A 24249-nucleotide genomic window follows, 5' to 3' on the forward strand; every position below is an offset into this window, starting at 1 on the left:
AGGGCGCCCATGGTCGCCCTTTGGTTTATCCGTCCCGGCGCAACGTACCGGGTTTCTGCCGCCGTCGCGCCTGCACCCGCCGCACCCCGATGCTCGCCTCGCGGCGCTCCTCGACGCTATCCCTGGGGCGCCCCGACTCGTAGTTGAGGGTTCTGGCGAAGAAATCGAAGAACAGGAACATGGGCCATCTCCGTTATGAACACGGGTCCATCCTCCTCCGCGACCGTTACGCAAAGATTGATCTGCGACAAGCACGCCCCGCCGCCGCCAGCGGCAGAGCGCCGCAGGTGCATCACTCGAACAGCGCGTCCAGCGCGTGCTCCAGGCGCGTCACGGCGATGATCTGCAAGCCGGGCGGTGCTTCCTTGGGCGCATTGCCCTTGGGCACGATGGCGCGCTTGAAGCCATGCTTGGCCGCTTCCTTCAAACGCTCCTGGCCGCTCGGCACCGGGCGGATCTCGCCGGACAGGCCGATCTCGCCGAACACCAGCAGGTCGTGCGGCAGCGGCTTGTTGCGCAGGCTGGAAATCACCGCCGCCATTAGCGCCAGGTCGGAGGCCGTCTCCAGCACCTTCACGCCGCCGACCACGTTGAGGAACACGTCCTGGTCGTAGGTGGGAATGCCGCCGTGGCGGTGCAGCACGGCCAGCAACATGGCCAGGCGGTTCTGGTCCAGGCCCAGGGTCACCCGTTTCGGGTTGGCCATGTGGCTGGTGTCGACCAGCGCCTGCACTTCCACCAGCATCGGCCGGGTGCCTTCCCAGGTGGCCATCACCACGCTGCCGGGCACCGCCTCCTGGGCGCGGGTGAGGAAGATCGCCGAGGGGTTGGTGACTTCCTTGAGGCCCTTGTCGGTCATGCCGAACACGCCCAGCTCGTTGACCGCGCCGAAACGGTTCTTCACCGCGCGCAGCAGGCGCAGGCGGCCGTCGGACTCGCCCTCGAAATACAGCACCGTATCGACCATGTGCTCGAGCACGCGCGGGCCGGCCAGGGCGCCCTCCTTGGTCACGTGGCCGACCAGGAAGATCGCCGTGCCGCTCTGCTTGGCATAGCGCACCAGCAGCGCCGCGCTCTCGCGCACCTGGGCCACGCCGCCGGGGGCGGATTGCAGCTGCTCGGTGAAGATGGTCTGGATCGAGTCGATCACCATCACCTTGGGCTGCTCGCGGCGCGCCACGTCGATGATCGACTCGATGCAGGTCTCGGTCATCACCTTGAGCTTGTCCTGCGGCAGTTCCAGACGCCGTGCGCGCATGGCCACCTGCTGCTGGGATTCCTCGCCGGTGACGTACAGGGCCGGCAGGCGCTGGGCGATGTTGCACAGGGTCTGCAGCAGGATGGTGGACTTGCCGATGCCGGGGTCGCCACCGATCAGCACCACCGAGCCGTCCACCAGGCCGCCGCCGAGCACCCGGTCCAGCTCGCCGGAGACGGTGGAGAAGCGCGGCACCTCCTCGACGCTGACCTCGGCCAGGGTCTTGATCTGTGCCTGCTGCCCGGCCCAGCCACCACGCCCGGACGGCGCGGCTGCGCCGCCGCTCTCGATCATCGTCTCGGTCAGGGTGTTCCAGGCCCCGCACTCGCCGCACTGCCCGGCCCACTTGGGAAAGGTGGCGCCGCACTCGGTGCAGCCGTACATGCGCTTGGCCTTGGCCATGGAAATCTCCGCCTGCTGAAAAATGGCGATAATAGCGTTCTAGCCACCACGAATCGCCCACCATGCACGAGGAATTCATCGAACACCCCAGCGCGGCCCAGAGCGCCGAACTGCTGCAGCGCTTCCAGGAGTTCGTCCAGCAGCGTCTGCAACTACCAGACGAGTCGGCCGACCGGCCTCTGCTGATCAACCTGCGCGACGAGGCCGGTGAGTTGATTGCCGGTATTCTGGCCAATGCCTACTGGGATGGCCTGGAGATCGATACCCTGTGGGTGGCCGAACAGCATCGCGGCCGCGGCCTGGGGGCAGACCTGCTGCAACGTGCCGAAGCCCATGGCCGCCGCCAGGGCGCCCTGGTGGCCTACCTGAAAACGGTGGAAGCCCGAGCCTTCTATGAGAAGCAGGGCTATGCGCTGTTTGGCATTCTCGAAGACCGCCCACGTGGCACCCTGCTCCACCACATGAAGAAGCGCCTGGACTGACATGCAGATAGAATTAGTGCCCGCCACTCTCGACCAGCTGCCGCTGATAGCCAATCTCTACCAGTACTACGCCTACGAGTCGTCGGACTGGGAGGAGGAAGAGGTGGAGGTCGATGGGCGCTTCTATATCCACGAGCCGCACCTGCAACGCTACTGGCAGGACGCGGACTGGAGCGCCAGCCTGATCCTGGCGGATGGCTTCATCGCCGGCTTCCTGCTGATCGAACGCAGCGAACTGGCGGGCATCGACGCTCTGGAGCTGGCCGACCTGTTCATCCTCAAGAAATACCGCCGCCTGGGCATCGGTCGCGCCCTGGCGCAGCAGGTGCTGAGCCGGGGCGGTACCTGGCTGGTGCGCTTCTACGGTCAGGACGAGCTGGCCGCGGCCTTCTGGCGCAAGATCCTTGCCGAGCTGCCGCTGGGCTCGCGGCAGGTCTGGCCGGAGGACGATCCGGAGCTGATCAGCTATCTGGTCAACCCGCCGCTGCACTGAGTCGAGCTAGCCGCCGCAGGCGTTGCCGCAACCACAGCATTGCCCGGCGGCACGCTTGAGCTGGCGCGCCAGATCGTCCTTGAGCGCCACGCGGGCCTGCTTGAGGCGGCCGAGGGAGGCGTCATCGAGCAGCTCGATACCTTCCTCGACGCGACAGATGCGCTTGTCCAGCACCTCGTACTCTTCGGCCTGCTGGGCGAAACGCTGATCGTCACGGCGCAGTCGCTGCAGTTCCGCGCGCAACTCGGGAAAGTCCTGGATCAACGGGTGGTGTTCGACATGCATGGGCTGGGCTCCTGAAACAGATGACCCAGCCTAGCCGGGCCGCCTCGCCCGGCCATTGATCCGGATCAAGCCACGGCGACCGTCCGCCGCCTGAACGGCGCCGGCACTTACCACTGAGCTAGGCTGAACAGACACGTCACCACTGGGAGTGCCCCCTATGCCGCTCGAACACCACCCACTGGCCCGCGAATTCCCCGAATACCGCCAGCAGCTGCAGGCCCTGCACGCCACCGATGCGCACTTCGCCCAGCTGGCGCAGCACTACGAGACCCTCGACAAACGTATCTACGAAGTGGAAGACGGTCGCCAGGCCATGGACGACCTGGCCCTGCACGCCCTGAAGAACGAACGGGTACAGCTCAAGGACCAGATCGCCGCGCGCCTGCGCAAGGCCAACGGCACCGGAACCTGATCGCTATCTGTCGAGCGCGCTGCGCAAGACAGCCTCGGCTTTTTTTGCTTAGCTTGGGCAAAAACGCGCGAGAGCCGCTTTTCATGACCACGAATACAGGTTGTTCCGCTTGCCGTGACGGCAATGGACTGGACTTCCCCATCAGCATGGCCTTCCAGCCGATAGTGGATATGAACACCCGCCAGGTGTTCGCCCACGAGGCATTGGTCCGCGGCATTGCAGGCGAGTCGGCAGGCAGCCTGATAGCCCGGGTCGATGCCCACAACCGCTATGCCTTCGACCAGAGCTGCCGCATCAAGGCGGTGGAATGGGCAGCAGGCTTGCAGCTGCCGGCCAGGCTGTCGATCAACTTCATGCCTAACGCGGTGTACCGCGCTGAGACCTGCATCCAGGCCACCCTGGAGGCGGCCCGGCGCTGCAATTTTCCGCTCGAAAGGATCATCTTCGAGGTCACCGAGCAGGAACAGGTCTTGGACATTCCGCACCTCACCAACATCCTGCGCGCTTATCGGCAACAGGGTTTCATGACTGCCATCGACGACTTCGGTGCAGGTTATGCAGGCCTGAACCTGCTCGCCGATTTCCAGCCGGATCTGATCAAGCTGGACATGGACCTGATTCGTGGCGTGGATGGCGACCGAGTGCGCCAGATACTGGTCGAAACGACGCTGGACATGTGCCGTAAGCTCGGCATTCGGGTGATTGCCGAAGGCATCGAGACCCGCGCTGAGCTGGACTGTCTGCGGCAGATGGGGGTGGAGCTGTTTCAGGGCTACCTGATAGCTAGACCCGGCTTCGAGACATTGCCAGACGTGCATTACGCGGACTAGCAGTACACTCGCCGCATAACTAGAAACCCCAGGAGTAACACATGAGTATCCTCAACGAATTCAAAGCCTTCGCGGTCAAGGGCAATGTGGTCGACATGGCCGTCGGTATCATCATCGGCGCCGCCTTCGGCAAGATCGTCAGCTCCTTCGTCGGCGACGTGGTCATGCCGCCGATCGGCCTGCTGATCGGCGGGGTCGACTTCTCCGACCTGGCCATCACCCTCAAGGCCGCCGAGGGCGATATCCCGGCGGTGATGCTGAGCTACGGCAAGTTCATCCAGACGGTGCTCGACTTCGTCATCGTCGCCTTCGCCATCTTCATGGGGGTCAAGGTGATCAATCGGCTCAAGCGCGAAGAAGCCGTGGCGCCGAGCGTGCCGCCGGCGCCGAGCCCCGAGGAAGTGCTGCTGACGGAGATCCGCGATCTGCTGAAGAACCAGCAGAAGCAGTAAGCACCCGGGACAAAGAAAAACGGCGCCCGCAGCGCCGTTTTCATTTTCACTGCGGCTCGGGAGTGAGCAGCAGGCGGCTGACCCGCCGTTCATGCACCTCTTCCACGCGCATGCACCAGCCGGCGAACTGCACCTCGTCGCCCACCACCGGCAGGCGGTCGAGCAGGCTCATCACCAGGCCGGCGAGGGTCTGGTAGTCCTCGGTGGCCTGGGCCTGCAGGCCGATGCGCGAGCGCAGCTGCACCAGGTTGAGCGCACCGCTGACGCGGAAGCCGGCGCCGGCTGGCTCGATATCCGGGCCGTCCACCTCGCTGGCGTCCGGCAGCTCGCCGGCGATGGCCTCGAGAATGTCGGTCAGGGTCAGCAGGCCGACGAAGCCACCGAACTCGTTGACCACGAAGGCCACGTGGGTCGAGGCCTGGCGCATCTGTTCCAGGGCGCCGAGCACCGCACAGCTGTCCGGCAGGTTGAGCGGCTGGCGCAGCAGGCCCTCGATATCCGGCTCGCGCTGCTCAAGCAGCTCCTTGAGCATCTCCTTCTTGTGTACGAAGCCCAGCGGCTCGTCCACCTGGCCGTCACGAATCACCAGCAGGCGCGAGTGCGGCGACTCCAGCAGGGCCTGGCGAATCTGCTCGGGGGCATGGCCCAGGTCGATATGGTCAACCGCCATGCGCCCGGTCATCACCTGGGTGATCGGCTGCTCGGCCAGACCCAGCACGCCGCGGATCATCACCCGCTCGCGGCGGTCGAACGGCACCAGGTCACCGGCGCCGCCCTCCAGCATGTCGGCGATCTCCTCGCCCACCTCGTCGGCCTCGACCTTGCCGCCGAGCAGGCGCAGCACCGCGTGGGCGGTCCGTTCGCGGCGGCCGCGGCCATCCTGCAGCTGGCGCTTGCGCTTGTGCCGCACCAGCTGATTGGCCACCTCGATGAGGATGGAGAAGCCGATGGCCGCGTACAGGTAGCCCTTGGGAATGTGGAAGCCCAGGCCCTCGGCGGTCAGGCTGAAGCCGATCATCATCAAAAAGCCCAGGCACAGCATGATCACCGTCGGATGGGCGTTGACGAAGGCGGTCAGCGGCTTGCTGGCGACGATCATCAGGCCGATGGAGATGATCACGGCGATCATCATCACTTCCAGGTGCTCGACCATGCCCACGGCGGTGATCACCGCGTCTAGGGAGAACACCGCATCGAGCACCACGATCTGCGCCACCACCGGCCAGAACAGCGCGTAGGTGCGGCTGCCGCCCGGCTGATGGGTGCGACCCTCGAGACGCTCGTGCAGCTCCATGGTGGCCTTGAACAGCAGGAACACACCACCGAACAGCATGATCAGGTCACGCCCGGAGAAGCTGTGGCCGAACACCTCTATCAGCGGTTCGGTCAGGGTCACCAGCCAGGAAATACTCGCCAGCAGACCCAGGCGCATCAGCAGCGCCAGGCTCAGGCCGATCAGCCGCGCGCGGTCACGCAGGTGCGGCGGCAGCTTGTCGGCGAGAATCGCGATGAACACCAGGTTGTCGATGCCGAGCACGATCTCCAGCACGATCAGGGTCAGCAGGCCGAGCCAGGCCGTGGGATCGGCCATCCATTCGAAGATCATGCTTTTCTCCGGGCAGGCGTCGACGCAGCGCGGGCACGGTAGACGTGGCGCAGGGCGTATCGTTCAGGTGAACTCGGCAGCGGACGCGCGCAGGCGTCGAGGGAAGGGTGGCCACTCGGAGGTGGCTGGCAACAGTCGCTATCCATGGGTTCCGTGGGTGAAAAATGGGAAGGCCATGCTAACGGCATGACCGCCCATTCCTAAGCGGCAAAGCGTTACCAATTCTTAACGCAGCGGTGCGAAACGCTCTACCAATAGTTCTCCACCGCGACCTGGCCGGGGCGACGGGTCAGCGCCAGGTTGAGATTGCGCGCCTTGAGCACGGCACGGGTGTCTTCGATCATCTGCGGGTTGCCGCAGAGCATGATGCGCGAATGCTCGGGTTCCAGCGCCAGGCCGGCGGCGCGTTCCAGCTCGCCGTTCTCGATCAGCGTGGTGATCCGCGCATTGAGCGCACCGGGCATCCGCTCGCGGGTCACCACCGGCACGTAGGTCAGCTTGTGCCCGGCCCCCTCCAGCCACTCGCGCTGCGGCAGCTCGGCGATCAGCTCCTGATAGGCCAGCTCGCCACGGTCGCGGGCGCTGTAGACCAGGACGATGCGCTCGAAGCGCTGCCAGGCCTCCAGGTCCTGCAGGATCGACAGGAAGGGTGCGAGGCCCGTGCCGGTGCCGATCAACCAGAGGTCGCGGCCATCGGGAAAGCGGTCGAGGGTGAGATAACCGGTGGCCTGTCTCTCCACCAGCAGCTCGTCGCCGGCCGCAAGACGGCTCAGCTCGGAGGTGAACTCGCCGCCGGGCACCACGATGGAGAAGAACTCCAGGTACTCGTCGTGCGGCGCCGAGACCACCGAGTAGGCACGCCACACCACCGAGCCGTCGGCCTTGCGTACGCCGAGGCGCACGAACTGCCCGGCGCGAAAGCGGAAGCCGGCGTCACGGGTGCAGACCAGGCTGAACAGGCTGGGCGACCAGACCCGCACGTCGGTGAGGGTCTGGCGGGTGAACTTCTCTTCGCTGGCGGTCATGGCGTTACCTTACTTCCACATAGGCGCAGTCTCGCGCAAAGAGCGCCGGACAAACACCGCCATTTTGCAAGGAATAGGACGCAGGGATTAGCGGCGGTTGACGGTCTGCGCGGCGCGCAACATGTCGGCGCCGATCTCCGTCTCGTACTGTTTCCACAGCGGCTGCATGGCGCTGCGCCATGCGGCGCGCTCGTCCTTGCTGAGGGCGATGACTCGGGCGCGGCCGGCGCCGACCAGTTGCTCGCGGCCCTGGCGATTGAGCTGCTCGGCGTCCTTGTTCACCTGGGTGGTGACCTCCTCGACTATCGCCTCCAGCTCACTGCGGGTGGCGTAGGGAATGCTCTGCCAGAACGACGAACTGCTGATCAGCATGTAGTTGAGCGAGCCATGGTTGGTCTCGGTGATGAACGGCTGGGCACTGTCGAAGCCCGCGGCGGCCATGTTCGACCAAGCGTTCTCGGTGCCCTGTACGGTGCCGGCCTGCAGCGCCTTGAGCGACTCGCCGAAGGGAATGCGCTTGGCCTGGGCGCCGAGGGCAGCGAACTGGGCCTCCAGCACGCTGGACGACTGGATGCGGAAGGCCAGGCCCTTGGCATCGGCCGGCGCGCGCAGCTCGCGGGTGGCGGAGAGCTGCTTCATGCCGTTGTTCCAGAAGGCCAGACCGTAGATGTTCTGCCCAGCCATGGAGCGCAGCAGCTCGCGGCTCTTCTCGCGGCGCTGGAAGCGCTTGACCGCCTCCAGGTCATCGAACAGGAACGGCAGGTCGAACACCTGCAGCTGCTTGGTATAGGCCTCGAACTTGGACACCGAGGGCGCCAGCATCTGCACCTCGCCGCGCTGCAGGGCGGCCATCTCGTCGGCGTCGCCGAACAGCGTGGAGTCAGGGTAGACCTCGACCTTCACCGCGCCACCCAGGCGCTCCGCCACCAGGCGCTGGAACAGCAGCGCGCCGCGGCCCTTGGGTGTGTCGTTGGCGACCACGTGGGAGAACTTGATCAGGATCGGTTGGCCTTCGGCGCGCAGCGGCGCGGAGAACAGCAGGGAGAGGGATAGACAGGCAGCGAACAGGTACTTCATGAACTTCCTTGCGGCAATGCAATAGCGGCACCCCGCAAGACTTGCGGGGCGAATGATGGTTTAGGTTTGTGCGGCCACTGGGGCCGGGGGTTCGGACGGTGCCTGCGCTCAGGTCGCGCGGCCATCCGATTTGTTGTTGGACATGCCACCCATTGCGGAACTTCGGCGGCGGCAAGTGACTGCATATTCTCCGGATTGCACCTCGTGGTCACAAGCCGCCTGTTTCTCACTTCGAGACATTTCCCTATGCATCTAGGACAATGCCGCCTGCCCCGCCTACCGATCCCGCTGCCATGCCGACTCTCGCCACGCCCTTCGCCCAGCTCGACCTGATCCGCCAGCCGGAGATGGCTAACGAACCGCTGCAAGCCTTCGACGCCGCCGACGAGTACCTGCTCACCCATGTCCACGAACTGGGCCTGAGCCCGGACAGCCGAGTACTGCTGCTCAACGACGGCTTCGGCGCCCTGGCCTGCTCGCTGGCCGCGCACTGCCGGGTGACCAGCAGCGGCGACTCGCACCTGGGCTACCTGGCCCTGCAGAAGAACCTGGCGCGCAACGGCCTGGCTGCCGACAGCGTGCGCTTCGTGCCGGCCAGCGACAGGGTGGAAGGACCATTCGACCTGGTGCTGCTGCGCGCACCCAAGACCCTGGCCCTGCTGGAAGAGCAACTGATCCGCCTGCACGGCCAGCTGGCGCCCGGTGCCAGGGTGATCGCCGGCGCCATGCTCAAGCACCTGCCGCGCAGCGCCGGCGAGTTGATGGAGCAATACATCGGCCCGCTGCAGGCTTCGCTGGCGGTGAAGAAGGCGCGCCTGCTGACGGCCACGGTCGAAGCCAGGCCGGCGCCGACTTCGCCCTACCCGACCCGCTACCGGCTCGACAAGCCGGCGCTGGAGCTGGTCAATCATGCCAACGTGTTCTGCCGCGAGGGCCTGGACATAGGCACCCGCGCCTTCCTGCCGCATCTGCCGAAGCGACTGACAGCACAGCGGGTGGCCGACCTCGGCTGCGGCAATGGCGTGCTGGCCATCGCCTATGCCCTGGCCAACCCCGAGGCCGAACTGACCCTGGTGGACGAGTCCTATATGGCCGTGCAGTCCGCCGAGCAGAACTGGCGCGCGGCGCTGGGCCAGCGCCCGGCCTCCTTCCGCGCCGCCGATGGCCTGGCCGATCAGCCCGCCGACTCGCTCGACCTGGTGCTGTGCAACCCGCCCTTCCACCAGCAGCAGGTGGTCGGCGACTTCCTCGCCTGGCGCATGTTCCAGCAGGCCCGCGCGGCGCTGGTCACCGGCGGCGAGCTGTGGATAGTCGGCAACCGCCACCTGGGCTACCACGCCAAGCTCAAGCGCCTGTTCCGCGGCGTCGAGCAGGTCGCGGCCAATCCCAAGTTCGTGGTGCTCAAAGCCACCAAGTAGCCGCCCGAGTGGTGCTGCAGACCTGCAGAGAGAGGCCGCCGAGTCACTGCGACAAATTGCCCAATGCGACAATCCGCCGGCTACGACCGCAGCGGCAGAGCGCGGATGATTGACCCAGATCAATCTCCGGAGTGGCCATTCATGCTCGGCCTCGATGCACTGGAACTGGCGCGAATCCAGTTCGCCTTCACCGTGTCCTTCCACATCATCTTCCCCGCCATCTCCATCGGCCTGGCCAGTTACCTAGCCGTGCTCGAAGGCCTGTGGCTGAAGACCAGCAAGGAGGTCTACTACGACCTCTACCGCTTCTGGCTGCAGATCTTCGCCGTGACCTTCGGCATGGGCGTGGTCTCCGGGGTGGTGATGAGCTACCAGTTCGGCACCAACTGGAGCCAGCTGTCCACGGCGGCCGGCAGCATCATGGGGCCGTTGCTGACGTACGAGGTGCTCACCGCGTTCTTCCTCGAAGCCGGCTTCCTGGGGATCATGTTGTTCGGCCTGAACAAGGTCGGCCGCGGCCTGCACTTCTTCGCCACCCTGATGGTGGCCATCGGCACGCTGATCTCGACCTTCTGGATCCTCTCCTCGAACAGCTGGATGCACACCCCGCAGGGCTTCACACTGGTGGACGGCGTGTTCACCCCGGATTCCTGGTGGGACATCGTGTTCAACCCGTCCTTCCCCTATCGCCTGGCGCACATGGCGGTGGCAGCGTTCCTCAGCACCGCCTTCGTGGTCGGCGGCACCGCGGCCTGGCACCTGCTCAAGGGCAAGCGCGACCCGGCCACCCGCATGATGTTCTCCATGGCCCTGTGGATGGCGCTGATCGTCGCGCCGATCCAGGCCGTGATCGGCGACTTCCACGGCCTCAACACCCTCAAGTACCAGCCGGCCAAGGTGGCTGCGATGGAGGGCCACTGGGAAACCGAGAAGGGCGTGCCGCTGCTGCTGTTCGGCATTCCCGACATGCAGGAAGAGACCACCAAATACGCCATCGGCGTGCCGCGCCTGGCCAGCCTGATCCTCACCCACGAGCTCGACGGCGAGATCAAGGGCCTCAAGGAGTGGGCGCCGGAAGACCGGCCGAATGCGCTGATCGTGTTCTGGAGCCTCCGCGTGATGGTCGGCCTGGGCCTGCTAATGATCCTCTGCGGCGTGCTCGGCCTGTGGCTGCGCCGCGGCGGCAAGGTCTACGAGGCCAAGGGCTTCCAGCGCCTGATGCTGCTGATGGGGCCGAGCGGGATCATCGCCCTGCTGGCCGGCTGGGTGACTACCGAAGTGGGCCGCCAGCCCTGGGTGATCTACGGCCTGCTGCGCACCAGCGACGCCGCCTCCAACCACAGCGCCACGCAGATGGGCGTGTCGCTGGTGCTGTTCGTGGTGGTGTATTTCGCCGTGTTCGGCGTCGGCATCACCTACCTGCTGCGCATGATGCGCAAGGGTCCGGTGCTGGGCCTGATCAGCGCGCAGATCGCCGAGCACGGTGGCCCCGGCCATAGCCGCACGCCGGCACGCCCGCTGTCCGCCTCGGCGGAAAGCGTGGACGACGAAGGGGTCGACAATCTGAGCAACGAGGAGAAACGCCCATGAGCATCGACCTGCCGCTGATCTGGGCCGGGGTGATCGCCTTCGGCATCTTCATGTACGTGGTGATGGATGGCTTCGACCTGGGGATCGGCATCCTCTACCCGTTCTTCCGCGACAAGGACGAGCGCGACGCCATGATGAACACCGTGGCGCCGATCTGGGACGGTAACGAGACCTGGCTGGTGCTGGGCGGCGCCGGGTTGTTCGCCGCCTTCCCGCTGGCTTACTCGGTGGTGCTCACGGCGCTGTACCTGCCGCTGGTGATCATGCTGATCGCGTTGATCTTCCGCGGCGTGGCCTTCGAGTTCCGCTTCAAGGCCAAGCGCACCCGCCATGTGTGGGACGCCGCCTTCATCTGGGGCTCCATCGTCGCCACCTTCGCCCAGGGCGTGGTGCTGGGCGCCTTTATCGAGGGCATCAAGGTGGAGAACCGCGCCTTCGCCGGCGGCCCGTTCGACTGGCTGGCGCCCTTCCCGCTGTTCTGCGGCGCCGGCCTGGTGGTCGGCTACGCCATGCTCGGCTGCGCCTGGCTGCTGATGAAGACCGAGGGCAAGCTGCGCCACAAGATGTACAAGCTGATGCTGCCGCTGACCTGCCTGCAGCTGGTGTTCATCGCCGCCGTGAGCATCTGGACACCGCTGGCCCACGAGAGCATCGCCCAGCGCTGGTTCACCCTGCCCAACCTGTTCTACTTCATGCCGGTGCCAACCCTGGTGGCGGTGACCATCCTTGGCATCGTCCGCGCCGTGCACCTGAAAATCGACTGGCAGCCGTTCGTGCTGACTCTGGCGCTGATCGCCCTGGCCTACACCGGCCTGGCCATCAGCCTGTGGCCGAACATCATCCCGCCGTCGGTGAGTATCTGGGAGGCCTCGGCGCCCGCCAGCAGCCAGGCCTTCGCCCTGGTCGGCGTGGTCATGATGGTGCCGATCATCCTGATCTACACCGCCTACAGCTACTGGGTGTTCCGCGGCAAGGTGGTGGTCGGCGAGGGGTATCACTAGATGAACCAGAGCAAACCACCACTGGCCCAGCGCCTGGCCTGGTTCGCCGCCCTGTGGCTGGGCGGCGTGCTGGCCGTGGGCATCCTCGCTTACGCCATCAAGTGGGGCATGGGCCTGGCCTGAACCTGCTGGTGGATAAGCAGTGCGTTATCCACCCTACAGAAGCTGGCCCCATGCGGAGCCGCCACCAATTCGGCATCGGCCTGAACGCTCGAATTCGTGACCACCTCACGTAGGGTGGCCTCGCCCGCGCAGCGGGCAGCCCACCACCGGCGCGGCTGGTGTACTGCCGGCGGCGAGTATCCTCCCCCACCGCCAGATCGCCCGAGTCTCACTCCAGCAGACGCCGCAGCTCCTCACTGATCGGCATCGGCCTGAACGCGCTGACCCGCGCTCGCCCGCTATTGCCCAGCGGCACCCAGATCCGCGAAAACAACAGCGCGGCGAGGATGCGCGGCAGCTGCCCCACCACCTCGCGCCAATCACCTAGCTGCCAGCCGGCACGCAGCATCAGCCAGTGCGCGCGGGCATGCGGCAGCGACAGGCGCTGGCCGAGGATATGCGCCCGTTCCAGCCAGACCAGGGCTACGCTCGGCTCGCCCCTTCCCAGCGCCATCTCGGCCTCATCAAAGGCCTGGCGCAGCGCCGACTCCAGCTCAGTGCGCATGGCCGTGACCATCCTTAAGCTCACCATCGGCCTGACGCAGCACCTGCACCGCGGCAGTAATGGCCAAGGTAGCCATGATGGCGGCGACTATCAGGTCCGGCCAGGCGCTGCCGGTGCCGAACACCCCCAGCGCCGCGGCCAGCACGGCCAGGTTGCCCAGAGCATCGTTACGGGTGCACAACCAGACGCTGCGCATATTGCTGTCGCCCTCGCGGTAGGCGTACAGCAGCGCCGCCACGCCGACGTTGGCCAGCAACGCCAGACCACCCACCACGCCCATGGTCGGTGCGCTCGGCACCTCGCCCTGCCACCAGTGCCACAACGCCGCTCCCAGCACGCCGAGGCCGAACAGCAGCATGCTCGCCGCCTTGAACTGCGCCGCGCGGGCGCGCAGGGCCAGGCTCATGCCGAGTACCCAGAGACTGATGGCGTAGTTGGCGGAGTCGCCGAGAAAGTCCAGCGAGTCGGCCAGCAGCGAAACCGAACCGGCCTTGAGGCCAGCGCCGATTTCCACCGCGAACATCAGCAGGTTGATCGCCAGGGCGATCCACAGGATGCGCCGGTAGCGCTTGGAGCGCAGCGCGGCCTCAGGCGAATCGTGATTGCAGCAGTGAGCACCCATTTGGCATCTCCTCTATCCAGGTGCAGACTAGGCTAAACCCTGTAGTCACTACGGAGTCAACATGGGCAAACCCATCACCATCGGCGTGCTGGCTCGCGACAGCGGCGTCAACCTGGAAACCATCCGCTTCTACGAGCGCAGCGGCCTGCTACCGGCGCCGCAGCGCAGCGCCTCGGGCTATCGCCATTACCAGGATATGGATATCAGAAGGCTGCGCTTTATCCGCCGCGGCCGCGAGTTGGGCTTCAGCCTGGAAGAAATCCGCAGCCTGCTGGACCTCGCCGCCCACCCGGAAAGCCCCTGCGCCAGCGCCGATCAGATGGTCAGCGAACACCTCGACACCATCGCCGCGCGCATCCGCGACCTACAGAACATGCAGGCCGAACTGAACAAGCTGTCCGGTTGCGAGAGTGGGCATGCCGAGCACTGCCGGCTGCTGGAGGCGCTGGATGATCGCGACTGCTGCATCCCGGCCAAGAAGCATTAACCGAAGGCCGCTAGCGGAGAACCCTTGCCGGAACCCTCTCGACTCCCCGCGCCGGCCAAGGTCAGGGCCGGGTACGCTCGTAGGCACCCAGATCGCAGACGGCGGTGCCATCACCATCGCCGTCGTGCGGACGGCTAACGGCACGCTGATCGGTGGACGTACAACTGCCAACCCCGACATCGATGGCCGGACTACCGCGCCGCAACGCGTGAGTCCAGGTCGCGCCGCTGTTGTCGGCCAGCGGGTAGAGCACCGTGCTCCAGGTCAGCGCATCATCCGTGGGCAGGTCGCTGCTGCAGTTGCCCTGGTCGGTACCCAGCAACAGCCCGCGCGCCAGGTAACTGCCGCTGTTGGCACAGTTGGCCGGCACGCCCTCGAGGCGATTGCCGGCAACCAGGCTGTTGCGCAGCACCAGATGGCCGACGTTGCTCAGGGCCAGGCCTTCGTTGCCGGCGATGGTGACGTTGACCAGCTTGGCCTGGGCCTGGGCATCCTCCGGATAGCCACTGATGCCGTTGGCCAGCACGCCGTTGGTGTCGGTGCCGGTGTTGCCGCTGAGGGTGCTGTTGGTCAGGATCAAGACGCCGCCCTTGCGATTGGCGATGGCTGCGCCACCGCCGTTATCAATCGAAAGACCCGCGGCGTTGCCCACGAAGGTGCTCCGTGCGACATCCGCATGGCCCTGGTTGTACAGCGCACCGCCCTGGGCGAGATCGGTGTCGTCGTAGTCGGCAGCGGTGTTGTCGCGGAAGGTGGTATCGCGGACCTGGACAGTCCCCAGGTTGAAGATGGCCCCACCCAGGCCGTAGAAGCCCTGCTTGCCAATGGACAGGTTGTCTTCGAATAGCGACTGGCTGACGGTCAGGGTGCCGTAGTTGGCAATCGCCCCGCCCTCGCCTTCGATACCGGCACTGGAACGGTTGCTGACAAAACTGACCTGCTGCACCAGCGCCCGGCCACGGTTGCGCATGGCACCGCCCTGGGTATCGGAAAGGCCGTCGCGCAGCGTGAGGCGGCGCAGGCTCAACGAGGCACCCTCGACCACCTCGATCAGCCTGTCACCGGTGAGCGGCTCGCCGCTACTGCGGATGATGGTTTCAGCCTGGCCGGCGCCGACGATCGTTAGCTCACCGCGGACATCCAGATCCCCCCGGAAACACTCGTTCTCATCGGGGTCGGGGTCGGTTTCCTGGTTCCAGATCGGGTCGCTCAGGGTCAGGGTGTAGGTCCCGCCACGCAGCACGATGCGCGTGGGCCCGGGCGTATGGTTGGCCCGGTAGATGGCCTCGCGCAGCGAGCAGTCACTGACACAGGCGGGATCGAAGCGGTCAGCCGTTCGGCTCACGGTAATGACGTTCTCTGCCATGACCAATGGCGAACACAGACCCAGGACAAGCACGGCACCAGCGGATTTGGACGCAAACATACGAGACTGCCTCTGAGACATGAAGCCTTGTTGGAGACAACTGGTTGCCGGAATGTCTGGACAACAATGCAGGCCCCGGACGTGCCCGCGAACGCAGGTTAGGTCACCCGCCAAGCACAGCAGGCGGCAGGCTGATCAGTGACCCGCGCGCGGGACCGCTGATCGAGGCCACCGTGCCTTCCGCAAGCGCCTGCGCGCTCAACCGACTCGCTGGGATGCACGACGACAGCGGTAGCTGCTGCCTGAACCTTGATGATTAGACAGAACACTGACTCGTAAAACTGCAGGATGTTCACCTGAAACATCGCCACAGAGCCAGTGATAGGCTCACTGGCCTGTCCGTCGACTTACCTACTCCAGTCGCGCACCAGTTCCTCGGCTTCCTGCAGCGAGTCGAAGCCGGTCAGGGCCACGCGACCGTCGAGCACCGGCTCCTCGATGATGGGTGCCAGGCGCAGTTCGCCGTCGACCACGAAGGCCAGGGGCTGGCCGAGGTACTGACGGGTAATCTCGGCCAGGGTGGCGCGACCTTTTTCATTCAGGGTCAGCACCACGGCCGGCTCGCCGGCGGGGGTGAAGGCCATTTCCGCCTGCTGCACATCCGCCTCGGCCAGCACCGGCTGCGGCCCCACCCACAGGCGCACGCCGCTGTGGCGGTCGGTCATGGCCTGCAGGCCATCGGCGCTGGCGGTGCGGGCCGGATGGATGCCGAGACGATGCTCAGTGGACGGCAGGCGCGCCTCGCTGGCGCAGCCGCTCAGCAGCATCAGGGCACAAAACAGTGTGGGAGCGGCCTTGGCCGCGATACGGGCCAAAAGAGAGCCTTCGCGGCCAAGGCCGCTCCCACTCACGAGCTCCACGCCGGCACCAACATGGCGTCGGCCACCGTCTTGCGCTTGGCCTTGCCCACCAGTTGCTCGACCAGGGTCAGGGCGAACTCCTGCGCGGTGGCCGGGCCCTGGCTGGTGATGCAGTTGCCGTCGACCACCACGGACTGGTCGACGAAGGTGCAGCCGGACAGGCGGTCGCTGAACGCGGGGTAGCAGGTCATCCGGCGCTGCTTGAGCACGCCGTAGCCCTGCAGGGCCAGGGCCGGGGCGGCGCAGATGGCGGCGAACAGCTTGCCGGCCTGGGCCTGCTCGCGGACCTTGTCGGCCAGCGGCTGGTGGTCGGCCAGGTGCTGGGCACCAGGCATGCCGCCGGGCAGCACGATCAGGTCGAAGTCCTGGGCCAGCACATCGACCAGCATGGTATCGGCTGTCACCCGCGTGCCGCGGGCGCAGGTGAACATGCGGCGGTTCTCGATGCTGGCCACCACCACCTCCACTTCGGCGCGGCGCAGCACGTCGATCAGGGTTATGGTCTCAATGTCTTCCACGCCGTCGGCGACGGCGATCAGGGCACGCTGGGTCATCTGCTGGCTCCTCGGACGGAAACCGATACTGTCCGTCCGGTCATAAATTCACCGCTCGGGGGTGAGCTGGTATAGTGCGCGGCTTTTCCGGACCAGGCCGAATCTGCGCTCGTATTTCGTCGAGTTGGCAGCCTTTGTGCTTTGCTTTCGCGCAGTCCACAACCCTTGCCGCACCTGCCCCACGGGAGTTCACCATGCTGGAAAAGCTGTTCCAACTCAAGGCGCACAACACCACCCTGCGCACCGAGATCCTGGCAGGTATCACCACCTTCCTGACGATGGCCTATATCCTCTTCGTCAACCCGGCGATCCTCGGTGAGACCGGCATGGACAAGGGCGCGATCTTCGTCGCCACCTGCCTGGCTGCGGCCATCGGCTCGGCGCTGATGGGCCTGATCGCCAACTACCCGATCGCCCTCGCCCCCGGCATGGGCCTCAACGCCTTCTTTACCTACACCGTGGTGCTGCACATGGGCCACAGCTGGCAGGTAGCGCTGGGCGCGGTATTCATCTCCGCCACCCTGTTCTTCTTGCTGTCGATCTTCCGCATCCGCGAGTGGATCGTGAACAGCATCCCGCTGCCGCTGCGCTCGGCGATTGCCGCCGGCATCGGCCTGTTCCTCGCCCTGATCGCGCTGAAGGAAGCCGGCCTGGTGGTGGACAACCCGGCCACCCTGGTCGGCCTCGGCGACCTGCACACCCCCGGCCCGCTGCTGGCGATTCTCGGTTTCTTCCTGATCGTCGCCCTGGAGGCGCGTCGCGTCACCGGCGCGGTAATGATCGGCATTCTGGTCGTGACCGCCATCGCCATCGGCCTGGGCGTCACCCCGTTCGGTGGCGTGGTGTCGATGCCGCCGTCGCTGGCGCCGACCTTCCTGCAGCTGGACATCATGGGCGCGCTGGACGTGGGCATGGTCAGCGTGATCTTCGCCTTCCTGTTCGTCGACCTGTTCGACAACACCGGCACCCTGATCGGCGTGGCCAAGCGCGCCGGCCTGATGAGCAAGGACGGCAACCTGCCGAAGATGGGCCGCGCCCTGATCGCCGATAGTGCTGCTGCCATGGGTGGTTCGCTGCTCGGTACCTCCACGACTACCAGCTATATCGAATCCGCCTCGGGCGTGGCCGCTGGCGGTCGCACCGGCCTGACCGCCATAGTGGTTGCGATCCTGTTCCTGCTGGCTCTGTTCTTCGCCCCGCTGGCTGGCACAGTCCCCGCTTTTGCTACCGCGCCGGCGCTGCTGTTCGTCGCCGTGCTGATGACCTCCGGCCTGGCCGAAATCGACTGGGACGACATCACCGTCGCCGCGCCGGTGGTGATCACCGCCCTGGCCATGCCGCTGACCTTCTCCATCGCCAACGGCATCGCCTTCGGCTTCATCGCCTGGGTGGTGATCAAGGCCCTGGCCGGCCGCTTCAAGGAGCTCAATCCGGCGCTGGTGGTACTGGCTGCGATCTTCGTCGCCAAGTTCGCTTTCGGCGTCAACGCATGAGTCAGGTGCGTGACGCTGCGGCCTACGCCGCCCAGCTGGACGAGAAGGTCGCCCGCCTGCGCGAGCTGCTGGCGCCCTTCGCCGCACCGGAACCGGCGGTGTTCGACTCGCCGGGCGAGCACTACCGCCTGCGCGCCGAGTTCCGCCTGTGGCGCGAGCAAGAGGAGCGGCACTACGCGATGTTCGCCGCTGGCGACAAGCACACGCCGATTCTGATCGACGAGTTCCCCATCGCCAGCCTGCGCATCAATGAGTTGATGCCCAAGCTGAAAGCAGCCTGGCAGGCCAGCCGGGTGTTGTCGTTCAAGCTGTTCCAGGTCGAGTTCCTCACCACCCTGGCCGGCGATGCGCTGATCACCCTGTGCTACCACCGTCCGCTGGACGCCGCCTGGCAGGCCGAGGCGGAGCAACTGGCGGCCAAACTGGGCGTCAGCCTGGTCGGTCGCTCGCGTGGCCAGCGCCTGGTGATTGGTCGTGACTACGTGCAGGAAGAGATGACCGTAGCCGGACGTACTTTCCGCTATCGCCAGCCGGAAGGTGCCTTCACCCAGCCCAACGGCCTGGTCTGCCAGAAGATGCTGCAGTGGGCTTATGACGCCCTCGGCCAGCGCGATGACGACCTGCTGGAGCTGTATTGCGGCAACGGCAACTTCACCCTGCCGCTGTCGACCCGGGTGCGCAAGGTACTGGCTACCGAGATCAGCAAGAGCTCGGTGAATGCCGCACTGGCCAACCTGGCCGACAACGGCATCGACAATATCGAGCTGGTGCGCCTGAGTGCCGAGGAGCTGACACAGGCCCTCAACGAGGTGCGCCCGTTCCGCCGCCTGGCCGACATCGACCTGAAGTCCTACGACTTCGGCGCCGTGTTCGTCGACCCGCCGCGCGCCGGCATGGACCCGGACACCTGCGAGCTGACCCGGCGTTTCGACAATATCCTGTACATCTCCTGCAACCCGGAGACCCTGGCCGCCAACATCGCCCAGCTCAACGATACCCACCGTATCGAGCGTTGCGCGCTGTTCGACCAGTTCCCGTGGACGCACCATATGGAAAGCGGCGTACTCCTCGTCAGACGCTGAGTCCATGCCTGTAGGGGCCAGCTTGCTGGCGATCAGGCCCCGCACAGTGGTCGATCGCCAGCGAGCTGGCTCCTACAAAAGCGCAACCGCGCCCACAAAAAAGCCCCGGCATACCGGGGCTTTTTCATTCCAGGCCGACCGTCAGTCCGCCGCCGGTGCGGCCGCCAACGTGGTCTGCTCGTTCCAACCGCCACCGAGGGCCTTGTACAGGTTGACCTCGCTGGTGAGCTGGTTGAGGCGGTCGCCGATCAGTTGCTGCTGGGCGCTGAACAGCTGGCGCTGGGCGTCGAGCAGGGTCAGGTAGCTGTCCACCCCGGTGCGGAAGCGGCGCTCGGCGAGGCGGTAGTACTCCTCGCTGGTACCGACCAGCGCACGCTGGGCGCTGAGCTGCTGCTCGTAGGTGGTGCGGGCGGCCAGGCCGTCGGCGACTTCCTGGAAGGCGGTCTGGATCGCCTTCTCGTAGCTCGCCACCTGGATATTCTTCTGCACCTCGGCGTAGTCCAGGTTGGCCTTGAGCCGGCCGGCCGTGAAGATCGGCAGGTTGATAGACGGCTGGAACAGCCAGTTGCCCGAGCCGCCATCGAACAGGCCGGACAGCTCGCTGCTGGCGCTGCCGGCATTGGCGGTCAGGCTGATGCTGGGGAAGAACGCCGCGCGCGCCGCACCGATGCTGGCATTGGCCGCCTTGAGCTGGTGCTCGGCCTGGAGCAGGTCCGGACGCCGTTGCAGCAGCTCGGACGGCAGCCCGGCCGGTACTTCGGCGAGCAGGTCGCTGCCCAGCACTTCGCCTTGCGGCAGGTCAGCCGGCACACCGCCACCCAGCAGTAAGGCCAGGGCGTTACGGTCCTGGGCGACCAGGCGGCTGTACTGCGCCAGGCTGGCTTCGGCGCTCTGCACCGAGGTGCGCGCCTGGCTCAGCGCCAGCGCATCGGCCACGCCAACGTTGAAGCTGCGCTCGGTCAGGGCGTAGCTCTTGCGGTAGGTCTCCAGGGTGTCGCGGGTCAGCTGCAGCAGTTGCTGGTCGGCCTGCAGGGTCAGGTAAGCGTTGGCCACGCTGGCCACCAGGCTGATCTGCGTGCTGCGCTGCGCCTCTTCGCTGGCGAAGTACTGCTCCAGGGCCTGCTCGTCGAGGCTGCGCAGACGGCCGAAGAAGTCGATTTCCCAGGCGCTGGTGCCGACCGTGGCGCTGTACTGGCCACTGGTGGTGGTCTCGCCACTGGACGACAGGTCGCCCGGCAGGCGCTGGCGGGTACCGCTGCCGGCGGCGGAGATGCTGGGGAACAGCTCCGAGCGCTGGATGCGGTGCTGGGCGCGGTAGGCATCGACGTTGAGCGCGGCGATGCGCAGGTCGCGGTTGTTGGCCAGGGCGGTCTCCACCAGGCCCTGCAGCGCCGGGTCCTTGAAGAACTCGCGCCAGCCCAGGGCGGCGGCCGCCACATCGGTCTGCGCGGCGCCGTTGCCGGTGTAGGCCGCGCCTTGCGGCCAGGCGCCGTCGACCGGAGCCTCCGGGCGCTGGTAATCGGGAATCAGGCTGCAGCCGCCGAGCAGGACGCTGGCGACGGCAAGGGACAACAGGGACTGCCTCACTGGACGGCCTCCTCTCTGATGGCATCTTTGCTGCGCTTGTCCTTGAACAGCGAGCAGACCAGAACGTAGAACAGCGGCACCCAGAAGATCGCCAGCACGGTCGCGGTGAGCATGCCGCCGATCACGCCGGTACCGATGGCATGCTGGCTGCCGGAACCGGCGCCGGTGGAGATCGCCATCGGCACCACGCCGAGGATGAACGCCAGCGAGGTCATGATGATCGGGCGCAGGCGCATGCGGCAGGCCTCGATGGCCGCGTCGAACAGGCTGCGGCCCTGCTCGTGCAGCTCCTTGGCGAACTCTACGATGAGGATCGCGTTCTTCGCCGAAAGGCCAATGGTGGTGAGCAGGCCGACCTGGAAGAACACGTCGTTGCTCAGGCCGCGCATGCTGGTGAACAGCAGCGCACCGATGATCCCCAGCGGCACCACCAGCATCACCGAGAACGGGATCGACCAGCTTTCGTACAGCGCCGCCAGGCAGAGGAACACCACCAGCAGCGACAGCGCGTACAGCGCCGGAGCCTGGGCGCCGGACAGGCGCTCCTCGTAGGACAGCCCGCTCCAGGAATAGCCGATACCGGCCGGCAGCTGGGCGATGATCTGCTCGACCGCGGCCATGGCCTCGCCCGAGCTGTGCCCCGGCGCCGGTTCACCGAGGATCTCGATGGCCGGCACGCCGTTGTAGCGGGACAGCTTCGGCGCGCCGTAGATCCACTCGCCGGAGGCGAAGGCACTGAACGGCACCATCTCGCCCTGGTCGTTGCGCACGTACCACTTGCCGAGGTCGTCCGGATTCATCCGCGCCTCGGGCACGCCCTGCAGGTAGACCTTCTTCACCCGGCCGCGGTCGATGAAGTCGTTGACGTAGCTGGCGCCCCAGGCGATGGACACGGTGTTGTTGATGTCCGCCAGCGACACGCCGTGGGCGCGGGCCTTCTCGTCGTCGATCTGCAGCTGGTACTGCGGCTCGTCGTACAGGCCGTTGGCGCGCACGCGGGCCAGCACCGGGTTGCTCTTCGCCAGCTCGAGGAACTTGTCCCGCGCGGCGTTGAGCTGCTCGTGGCCGACGCCGGCGCGGTCCTGCAGGAAGAAGTTGAAGCCGGTGGCATTTCCCAGCTCCAGCACCGCCGGCGGGGCGAAGGCGAACACCATGGCATCGCGGAAGCTGAAGAAGTGCTGCTGGGCGCGCTGGGCCAGGCTGAACACGCTGTGCTCGGCGCCCGGACGCTCTTCCCAGGGTTTGAGCATGATGAAGGCCATGCCCGAGCTCTGCCCGCGCCCGGCGAAGTTGAAGCCGGTGACGGTGAACACCGACTTCACCGTGTCCTTCTCCGCGTCCAGCAGGTATTCGCGCATCTGGTCGACCACCGCCTGGGTGCGCTCGGCACTGGCGCCTGCCGGGGTCTGCACCTGGGCGAACAGCACGCCCTGGTCTTCCTCGGGCAGGAAGGCGGTGGGGATGCGGGTGAACATCCAGGCCATGATCGCGACGATGACCAGGTACAGCACGATGTACGGCGCCTTGCGCTTGAGGATGGCACGCACGCCACGCTCGTAGCCGTTGACGCTACGGTCGAAGGTGCGGTTGAACCAGCCGAAGAAGCCGCGCTTGGGCGCGTGGTGGCCCTTGGCGATGGGCTTGAGCATGGTGGCGCAGAGCGCCGGGGTGAACACCAGGGCGACCAGCACAGACAGCGCCATGGCCGAGACGATGGTGATCGAGAACTGCTTGTAGATCACCCCGGTGGAGCCGCCGAAGAAGGCCATCGGCAGGAACACCGCCGACAGCACCAGGGCGATACCGACCAGCGCGCCCTGGATCTGGCCCATGGACTTGCGCGTGGCCTCCAGCGGCGACAGGCCTTCCTCGGCCATCACCCGCTCGACGTTCTCCACCACCACGATGGCATCGTCCACCAGCAGGCCGATGGCCAGGACCATGGCGAACATGGTCAGGGTGTTGATGGTGAAACCGAACATCGCCAGCACGCCGAAGGTGCCGAGCAGCACCACCGGCACCGCCAGGGTGGGGATGATGGTGGCGCGCAAGTTCTGCAGGAACAGGAACATCACCAGGAACACCAGCACGATGGCCTCGCCCAGGGTGTGCAGCACACCCTCGATGGAGGCCGATACCACCGGCGTGGTGTCGTAGGGGAACACCACTTCCATGCCCGCCGGGAAGAACGGCTTGAGCTGGTCGATGGTGGTGCGGATCGCCTTGGCGGTGTCCAGCGCGTTGGCGCCGGTGGCCAGCTTGATCGCCATGCCCGAAGCCGGCTTGCCGTTGAACTGCGCACTGATGGCGTAGTTCTCGCCACCCAGCTCGACCCTGGCGACATCGCGCAGGCGCACCTGGGAGCCGTCGCGGTTGACCTTGAGCAGGATCGCGCCGAACTGCTCGGGCGTCTGCAGGCGCGTCTTGCCGATGATGGTGGCGTTCAGCTGGGTGCCCGGCGAGGCCGGCAGGCCGCCGAGCTGGCCGGAGGAGACCTGGACGTTCTGCGCCTGGATCGCGCCCTTTACGTCCACCGGGGTCAGCTGGTAGTTGTTCAGCCTGGCCGGATCGAGCCAGATGCGCATGGCGTACTGCGAGCCGAACACCTGGAAGTCGCCGACGCCCTTGGTCCGCGAGATCGGGTCCTGCATGTTGGAGACGATGTAGTTGGACAGGTCGTTCTTGTCCATGGAGCCGTCGGCCGAGACCACGCCGATCACCAGCAGGAAGTTCTTCACTGCCTTGGTCACGCGGATGCCCTGCTGCTGCACTTCCTGCGGCAGCAACGGGGTGGCCAGCTGCAGCTTGTTCTGCACCTGCACCTGGGCGATGTCCGGGTTGGTGCCCTGCTCGAAGGTAGCGGTGATGGCCATGCTGCCGTCGGAGTTGCTCTCCGAGCTGATGTAGCGCAGGCCGTCGATACCGTTGAGCTGTTGCTCGATCACCTGCACCACGGTGTCCTGCACCGTCTGCGCCGAGGCGCCGGGGTAGCTGACCTGGATGCCGACGGCGGGCGCGGCGATGCTCGGGTACTGGTTGATCGGCAGTTTGAGGATGGCCAGGCCGCCGGCCAGCATGATCACCAGGGCAATCACCCAGGCGAAGATCGGTCGGTCGATGAAGAACTTCGACATGCGCGG

Annotated in this window: 25 protein-coding genes; 12 read left to right on the forward strand and 13 right to left on the reverse strand. The window is 66.1% G+C overall.

Annotated elements, in window-relative coordinates; translation table 11 throughout:
• Positions 1 to 25: 25 nt before the first annotated feature.
• On the reverse strand, positions 26 to 181 hold the full coding sequence (locus tag IB232_RS16035; protein ID WP_192399603.1) for a hypothetical protein: 156 nt from the start codon (positions 179 to 181) through the stop codon (positions 26 to 28).
• A 111-nt stretch (positions 182 to 292) separates the two neighbouring features.
• Positions 293 to 1660, reverse strand: a complete 1368-nt coding sequence (gene radA, locus IB232_RS16040) for a DNA repair protein RadA (protein WP_192399604.1) — start codon at positions 1658 to 1660, stop codon at positions 293 to 295.
• Positions 1661 to 1722: 62 nt separating this feature from the next.
• Here radA and IB232_RS16045 point away from each other — a divergent pair, with 62 nt between their 5' ends.
• Positions 1723 to 2142 (forward strand): GNAT family N-acetyltransferase, encoded by a 420-nt coding sequence (locus IB232_RS16045; RefSeq protein ID WP_192399605.1) that lies wholly within the window; start codon positions 1723 to 1725, stop codon positions 2140 to 2142.
• A 1-nt stretch (position 2143) separates the two neighbouring features.
• The gene (locus tag IB232_RS16050) at positions 2144 to 2635 is read left to right on the forward strand and encodes a GNAT family N-acetyltransferase (protein WP_192399606.1); all 492 of its coding nucleotides are present in this window, start codon (positions 2144 to 2146) and stop codon (positions 2633 to 2635) included.
• 6 nt (positions 2636 to 2641) lie between these two features.
• Here the strand turns inward: IB232_RS16050 and IB232_RS16055 are convergent, their stop codons facing one another.
• Complete coding sequence (locus IB232_RS16055) at positions 2642 to 2920, reverse strand: YdcH family protein (RefSeq protein ID WP_192399607.1); 279 nt, start codon at positions 2918 to 2920, stop codon at positions 2642 to 2644.
• 157 nt (positions 2921 to 3077) lie between these two features.
• Here IB232_RS16055 and IB232_RS16060 point away from each other — a divergent pair, with 157 nt between their 5' ends.
• The 3 genes from IB232_RS16060 to mscL all read left to right on the forward strand — a co-directional run bounded on the left by IB232_RS16060 (position 3078) and on the right by mscL (position 4614).
• Positions 3078 to 3332 carry a YdcH family protein gene (locus IB232_RS16060; protein ID WP_192399608.1) on the forward strand — a complete coding sequence of 85 codons (255 nt, stop codon included), beginning with the start codon at positions 3078 to 3080 and terminating at the stop codon, positions 3330 to 3332.
• Positions 3333 to 3415: 83 nt separating this feature from the next.
• Positions 3416 to 4162, forward strand: coding sequence for an EAL domain-containing protein (locus IB232_RS16065; RefSeq protein WP_192399609.1), 747 nt, complete (start codon positions 3416 to 3418; stop codon positions 4160 to 4162).
• A gap of 41 nt (positions 4163 to 4203) precedes the next feature.
• Positions 4204 to 4614 carry a large-conductance mechanosensitive channel protein MscL gene (mscL, locus tag IB232_RS16070; protein WP_192399610.1) on the forward strand — a complete coding sequence of 137 codons (411 nt, stop codon included), beginning with the start codon at positions 4204 to 4206 and terminating at the stop codon, positions 4612 to 4614.
• Positions 4615 to 4660: 46 nt separating this feature from the next.
• On the opposite strand, the gene IB232_RS16075 is transcribed toward mscL, so the two are convergent.
• The 3 genes from IB232_RS16075 to IB232_RS16085 form a co-directional block, all read right to left on the reverse strand.
• The gene (locus IB232_RS16075; protein ID WP_192399611.1) at positions 4661 to 6220 is read right to left on the reverse strand and encodes a TerC family protein; all 1560 of its coding nucleotides are present in this window, start codon (positions 6218 to 6220) and stop codon (positions 4661 to 4663) included.
• 248 nt (positions 6221 to 6468) lie between these two features.
• Positions 6469 to 7245, reverse strand: coding sequence for a ferredoxin--NADP reductase (locus tag IB232_RS16080; RefSeq protein ID WP_192399612.1), 777 nt, complete (start codon positions 7243 to 7245; stop codon positions 6469 to 6471).
• A gap of 87 nt (positions 7246 to 7332) precedes the next feature.
• Positions 7333 to 8322: a DctP family TRAP transporter solute-binding subunit gene (locus IB232_RS16085; RefSeq protein WP_192399613.1), complete on the reverse strand. Its 990-nt coding sequence runs from the start codon at positions 8320 to 8322 to the stop codon at positions 7333 to 7335.
• Between the two features lie 293 nt (positions 8323 to 8615).
• Between IB232_RS16085 and IB232_RS16090 the strand changes: the two genes are divergently transcribed.
• From IB232_RS16090 to IB232_RS16105, 4 genes are all read left to right on the forward strand, one after another.
• The gene (locus tag IB232_RS16090) at positions 8616 to 9740 is read left to right on the forward strand and encodes a methyltransferase (protein ID WP_192399614.1); all 1125 of its coding nucleotides are present in this window, start codon (positions 8616 to 8618) and stop codon (positions 9738 to 9740) included.
• Positions 9741 to 9881: 141 nt separating this feature from the next.
• On the forward strand, positions 9882 to 11330 hold the full coding sequence (locus tag IB232_RS16095) for a cytochrome ubiquinol oxidase subunit I (RefSeq protein ID WP_192399615.1): 1449 nt from the start codon (positions 9882 to 9884) through the stop codon (positions 11328 to 11330).
• A complete protein-coding gene (gene cydB / locus IB232_RS16100) occupies positions 11327 to 12331 on the forward strand; it encodes a cytochrome d ubiquinol oxidase subunit II (RefSeq protein ID WP_192399616.1) in 1005 nt (334 codons plus the stop codon). The genes IB232_RS16095 and cydB overlap by 4 nt, the downstream gene beginning before the upstream one ends.
• The gene (locus IB232_RS16105; protein WP_192399617.1) at positions 12332 to 12454 is read left to right on the forward strand and encodes a DUF2474 domain-containing protein; all 123 of its coding nucleotides are present in this window, start codon (positions 12332 to 12334) and stop codon (positions 12452 to 12454) included.
• Between the two features lie 208 nt (positions 12455 to 12662).
• Here the strand turns inward: IB232_RS16105 and IB232_RS16110 are convergent, their stop codons facing one another.
• Together IB232_RS16110 and IB232_RS16115 are read right to left on the reverse strand one after the other, a co-directional pair.
• On the reverse strand, positions 12663 to 12998 hold the full coding sequence (locus IB232_RS16110; protein WP_192399618.1) for a DUF3703 domain-containing protein: 336 nt from the start codon (positions 12996 to 12998) through the stop codon (positions 12663 to 12665).
• Positions 12988 to 13620, reverse strand: a complete 633-nt coding sequence (locus IB232_RS16115; RefSeq protein ID WP_192399619.1) for a cation transporter — start codon at positions 13618 to 13620, stop codon at positions 12988 to 12990. The genes IB232_RS16110 and IB232_RS16115 overlap by 11 nt, the downstream gene beginning before the upstream one ends.
• A gap of 61 nt (positions 13621 to 13681) precedes the next feature.
• Here IB232_RS16115 and IB232_RS16120 point away from each other — a divergent pair, with 61 nt between their 5' ends.
• A complete protein-coding gene (locus IB232_RS16120; protein WP_192399620.1) occupies positions 13682 to 14107 on the forward strand; it encodes a MerR family DNA-binding protein in 426 nt (141 codons plus the stop codon).
• Positions 14108 to 14168: 61 nt separating this feature from the next.
• On the opposite strand, the gene IB232_RS16125 is transcribed toward IB232_RS16120, so the two are convergent.
• From IB232_RS16125 to IB232_RS16135, 3 genes are all read right to left on the reverse strand, one after another.
• Positions 14169 to 15452, reverse strand: coding sequence for a choice-of-anchor Q domain-containing protein (locus IB232_RS16125; protein WP_192399621.1), 1284 nt, complete (start codon positions 15450 to 15452; stop codon positions 14169 to 14171).
• A 428-nt stretch (positions 15453 to 15880) separates the two neighbouring features.
• A complete protein-coding gene (locus IB232_RS16130) occupies positions 15881 to 16348 on the reverse strand; it encodes a SecDF P1 head subdomain-containing protein (protein ID WP_192399622.1) in 468 nt (155 codons plus the stop codon).
• 32 nt (positions 16349 to 16380) lie between these two features.
• On the reverse strand, positions 16381 to 16947 hold the full coding sequence (locus IB232_RS16135) for a DJ-1 family glyoxalase III (RefSeq protein ID WP_192399623.1): 567 nt from the start codon (positions 16945 to 16947) through the stop codon (positions 16381 to 16383).
• A 194-nt stretch (positions 16948 to 17141) separates the two neighbouring features.
• Between IB232_RS16135 and IB232_RS16140 the strand changes: the two genes are divergently transcribed.
• Complete coding sequence (locus IB232_RS16140; RefSeq protein WP_192399624.1) at positions 17142 to 18440, forward strand: NCS2 family permease; 1299 nt, start codon at positions 17142 to 17144, stop codon at positions 18438 to 18440.
• Positions 18437 to 19522 (forward strand): tRNA (uridine(54)-C5)-methyltransferase TrmA, encoded by a 1086-nt coding sequence (trmA, locus tag IB232_RS16145; RefSeq protein WP_192399625.1) that lies wholly within the window; start codon positions 18437 to 18439, stop codon positions 19520 to 19522. Before IB232_RS16140 ends, trmA begins: the two co-directional genes overlap by 4 nt.
• Before the next feature lie 141 nt (positions 19523 to 19663).
• Here the strand turns inward: trmA and IB232_RS16150 are convergent, their stop codons facing one another.
• Positions 19664 to 21109, reverse strand: a complete 1446-nt coding sequence (locus IB232_RS16150; RefSeq protein ID WP_192399626.1) for an AdeC/AdeK/OprM family multidrug efflux complex outer membrane factor — start codon at positions 21107 to 21109, stop codon at positions 19664 to 19666.
• Entirely contained in the window at positions 21106 to 24243 is a 3138-nt protein-coding gene (locus tag IB232_RS16155) for an efflux RND transporter permease subunit (protein WP_192399627.1), read from the reverse strand. Before IB232_RS16155 ends, IB232_RS16150 begins: the two co-directional genes overlap by 4 nt.
• Positions 24244 to 24249: the final 6 nt, after the last annotated feature.

Origin of the sequence: Pseudomonas sp. PDM15 (genome assembly GCF_014851565.1) — a bacterium.
Classification (GTDB): domain Bacteria; phylum Pseudomonadota; class Gammaproteobacteria; order Pseudomonadales; family Pseudomonadaceae; genus Aquipseudomonas.

Bases quoted from the DNA above. Each gene is read 5' to 3' on its own strand.
- IB232_RS16035 (WP_192399603.1), bottom strand. From the start codon at position 181: ATGTTCCTGTTCTTCGATTTCTTCGCCAGAACCCTCAACTACGAGTCG.
- radA (WP_192399604.1), bottom strand. From the start codon at position 1,660: ATGGCCAAGGCCAAGCGCATGTACGGCTGCACCGAGTGCGGCGCCACC.
- IB232_RS16045 (WP_192399605.1), top strand. From the start codon at position 1,723: ATGCACGAGGAATTCATCGAACACCCCAGCGCGGCCCAGAGCGCCGAA.
- IB232_RS16050 (WP_192399606.1), top strand. From the start codon at position 2,144: ATGCAGATAGAATTAGTGCCCGCCACTCTCGACCAGCTGCCGCTGATA.
- IB232_RS16055 (WP_192399607.1), bottom strand. From the start codon at position 2,920: ATGCATGTCGAACACCACCCGTTGATCCAGGACTTTCCCGAGTTGCGC.
- IB232_RS16060 (WP_192399608.1), top strand. From the start codon at position 3,078: ATGCCGCTCGAACACCACCCACTGGCCCGCGAATTCCCCGAATACCGC.
- IB232_RS16065 (WP_192399609.1), top strand. From the start codon at position 3,416: ATGACCACGAATACAGGTTGTTCCGCTTGCCGTGACGGCAATGGACTG.
- mscL (WP_192399610.1), top strand. From the start codon at position 4,204: ATGAGTATCCTCAACGAATTCAAAGCCTTCGCGGTCAAGGGCAATGTG.
- IB232_RS16075 (WP_192399611.1), bottom strand. From the start codon at position 6,220: ATGATCTTCGAATGGATGGCCGATCCCACGGCCTGGCTCGGCCTGCTG.
- IB232_RS16080 (WP_192399612.1), bottom strand. From the start codon at position 7,245: ATGACCGCCAGCGAAGAGAAGTTCACCCGCCAGACCCTCACCGACGTG.
- IB232_RS16085 (WP_192399613.1), bottom strand. From the start codon at position 8,322: ATGAAGTACCTGTTCGCTGCCTGTCTATCCCTCTCCCTGCTGTTCTCC.
- IB232_RS16090 (WP_192399614.1), top strand. From the start codon at position 8,616: ATGCCGACTCTCGCCACGCCCTTCGCCCAGCTCGACCTGATCCGCCAG.
- IB232_RS16095 (WP_192399615.1), top strand. From the start codon at position 9,882: ATGCTCGGCCTCGATGCACTGGAACTGGCGCGAATCCAGTTCGCCTTC.
- cydB (WP_192399616.1), top strand. From the start codon at position 11,327: ATGAGCATCGACCTGCCGCTGATCTGGGCCGGGGTGATCGCCTTCGGC.
- IB232_RS16105 (WP_192399617.1), top strand. From the start codon at position 12,332: ATGAACCAGAGCAAACCACCACTGGCCCAGCGCCTGGCCTGGTTCGCC.
- IB232_RS16110 (WP_192399618.1), bottom strand. From the start codon at position 12,998: ATGCGCACTGAGCTGGAGTCGGCGCTGCGCCAGGCCTTTGATGAGGCC.
- IB232_RS16115 (WP_192399619.1), bottom strand. From the start codon at position 13,620: ATGGGTGCTCACTGCTGCAATCACGATTCGCCTGAGGCCGCGCTGCGC.
- IB232_RS16120 (WP_192399620.1), top strand. From the start codon at position 13,682: ATGGGCAAACCCATCACCATCGGCGTGCTGGCTCGCGACAGCGGCGTC.
- IB232_RS16135 (WP_192399623.1), bottom strand. From the start codon at position 16,947: ATGACCCAGCGTGCCCTGATCGCCGTCGCCGACGGCGTGGAAGACATT.
- IB232_RS16140 (WP_192399624.1), top strand. From the start codon at position 17,142: ATGCTGGAAAAGCTGTTCCAACTCAAGGCGCACAACACCACCCTGCGC.
- trmA (WP_192399625.1), top strand. From the start codon at position 18,437: ATGAGTCAGGTGCGTGACGCTGCGGCCTACGCCGCCCAGCTGGACGAG.
- IB232_RS16155 (WP_192399627.1), bottom strand. From the start codon at position 24,243: ATGTCGAAGTTCTTCATCGACCGACCGATCTTCGCCTGGGTGATTGCC.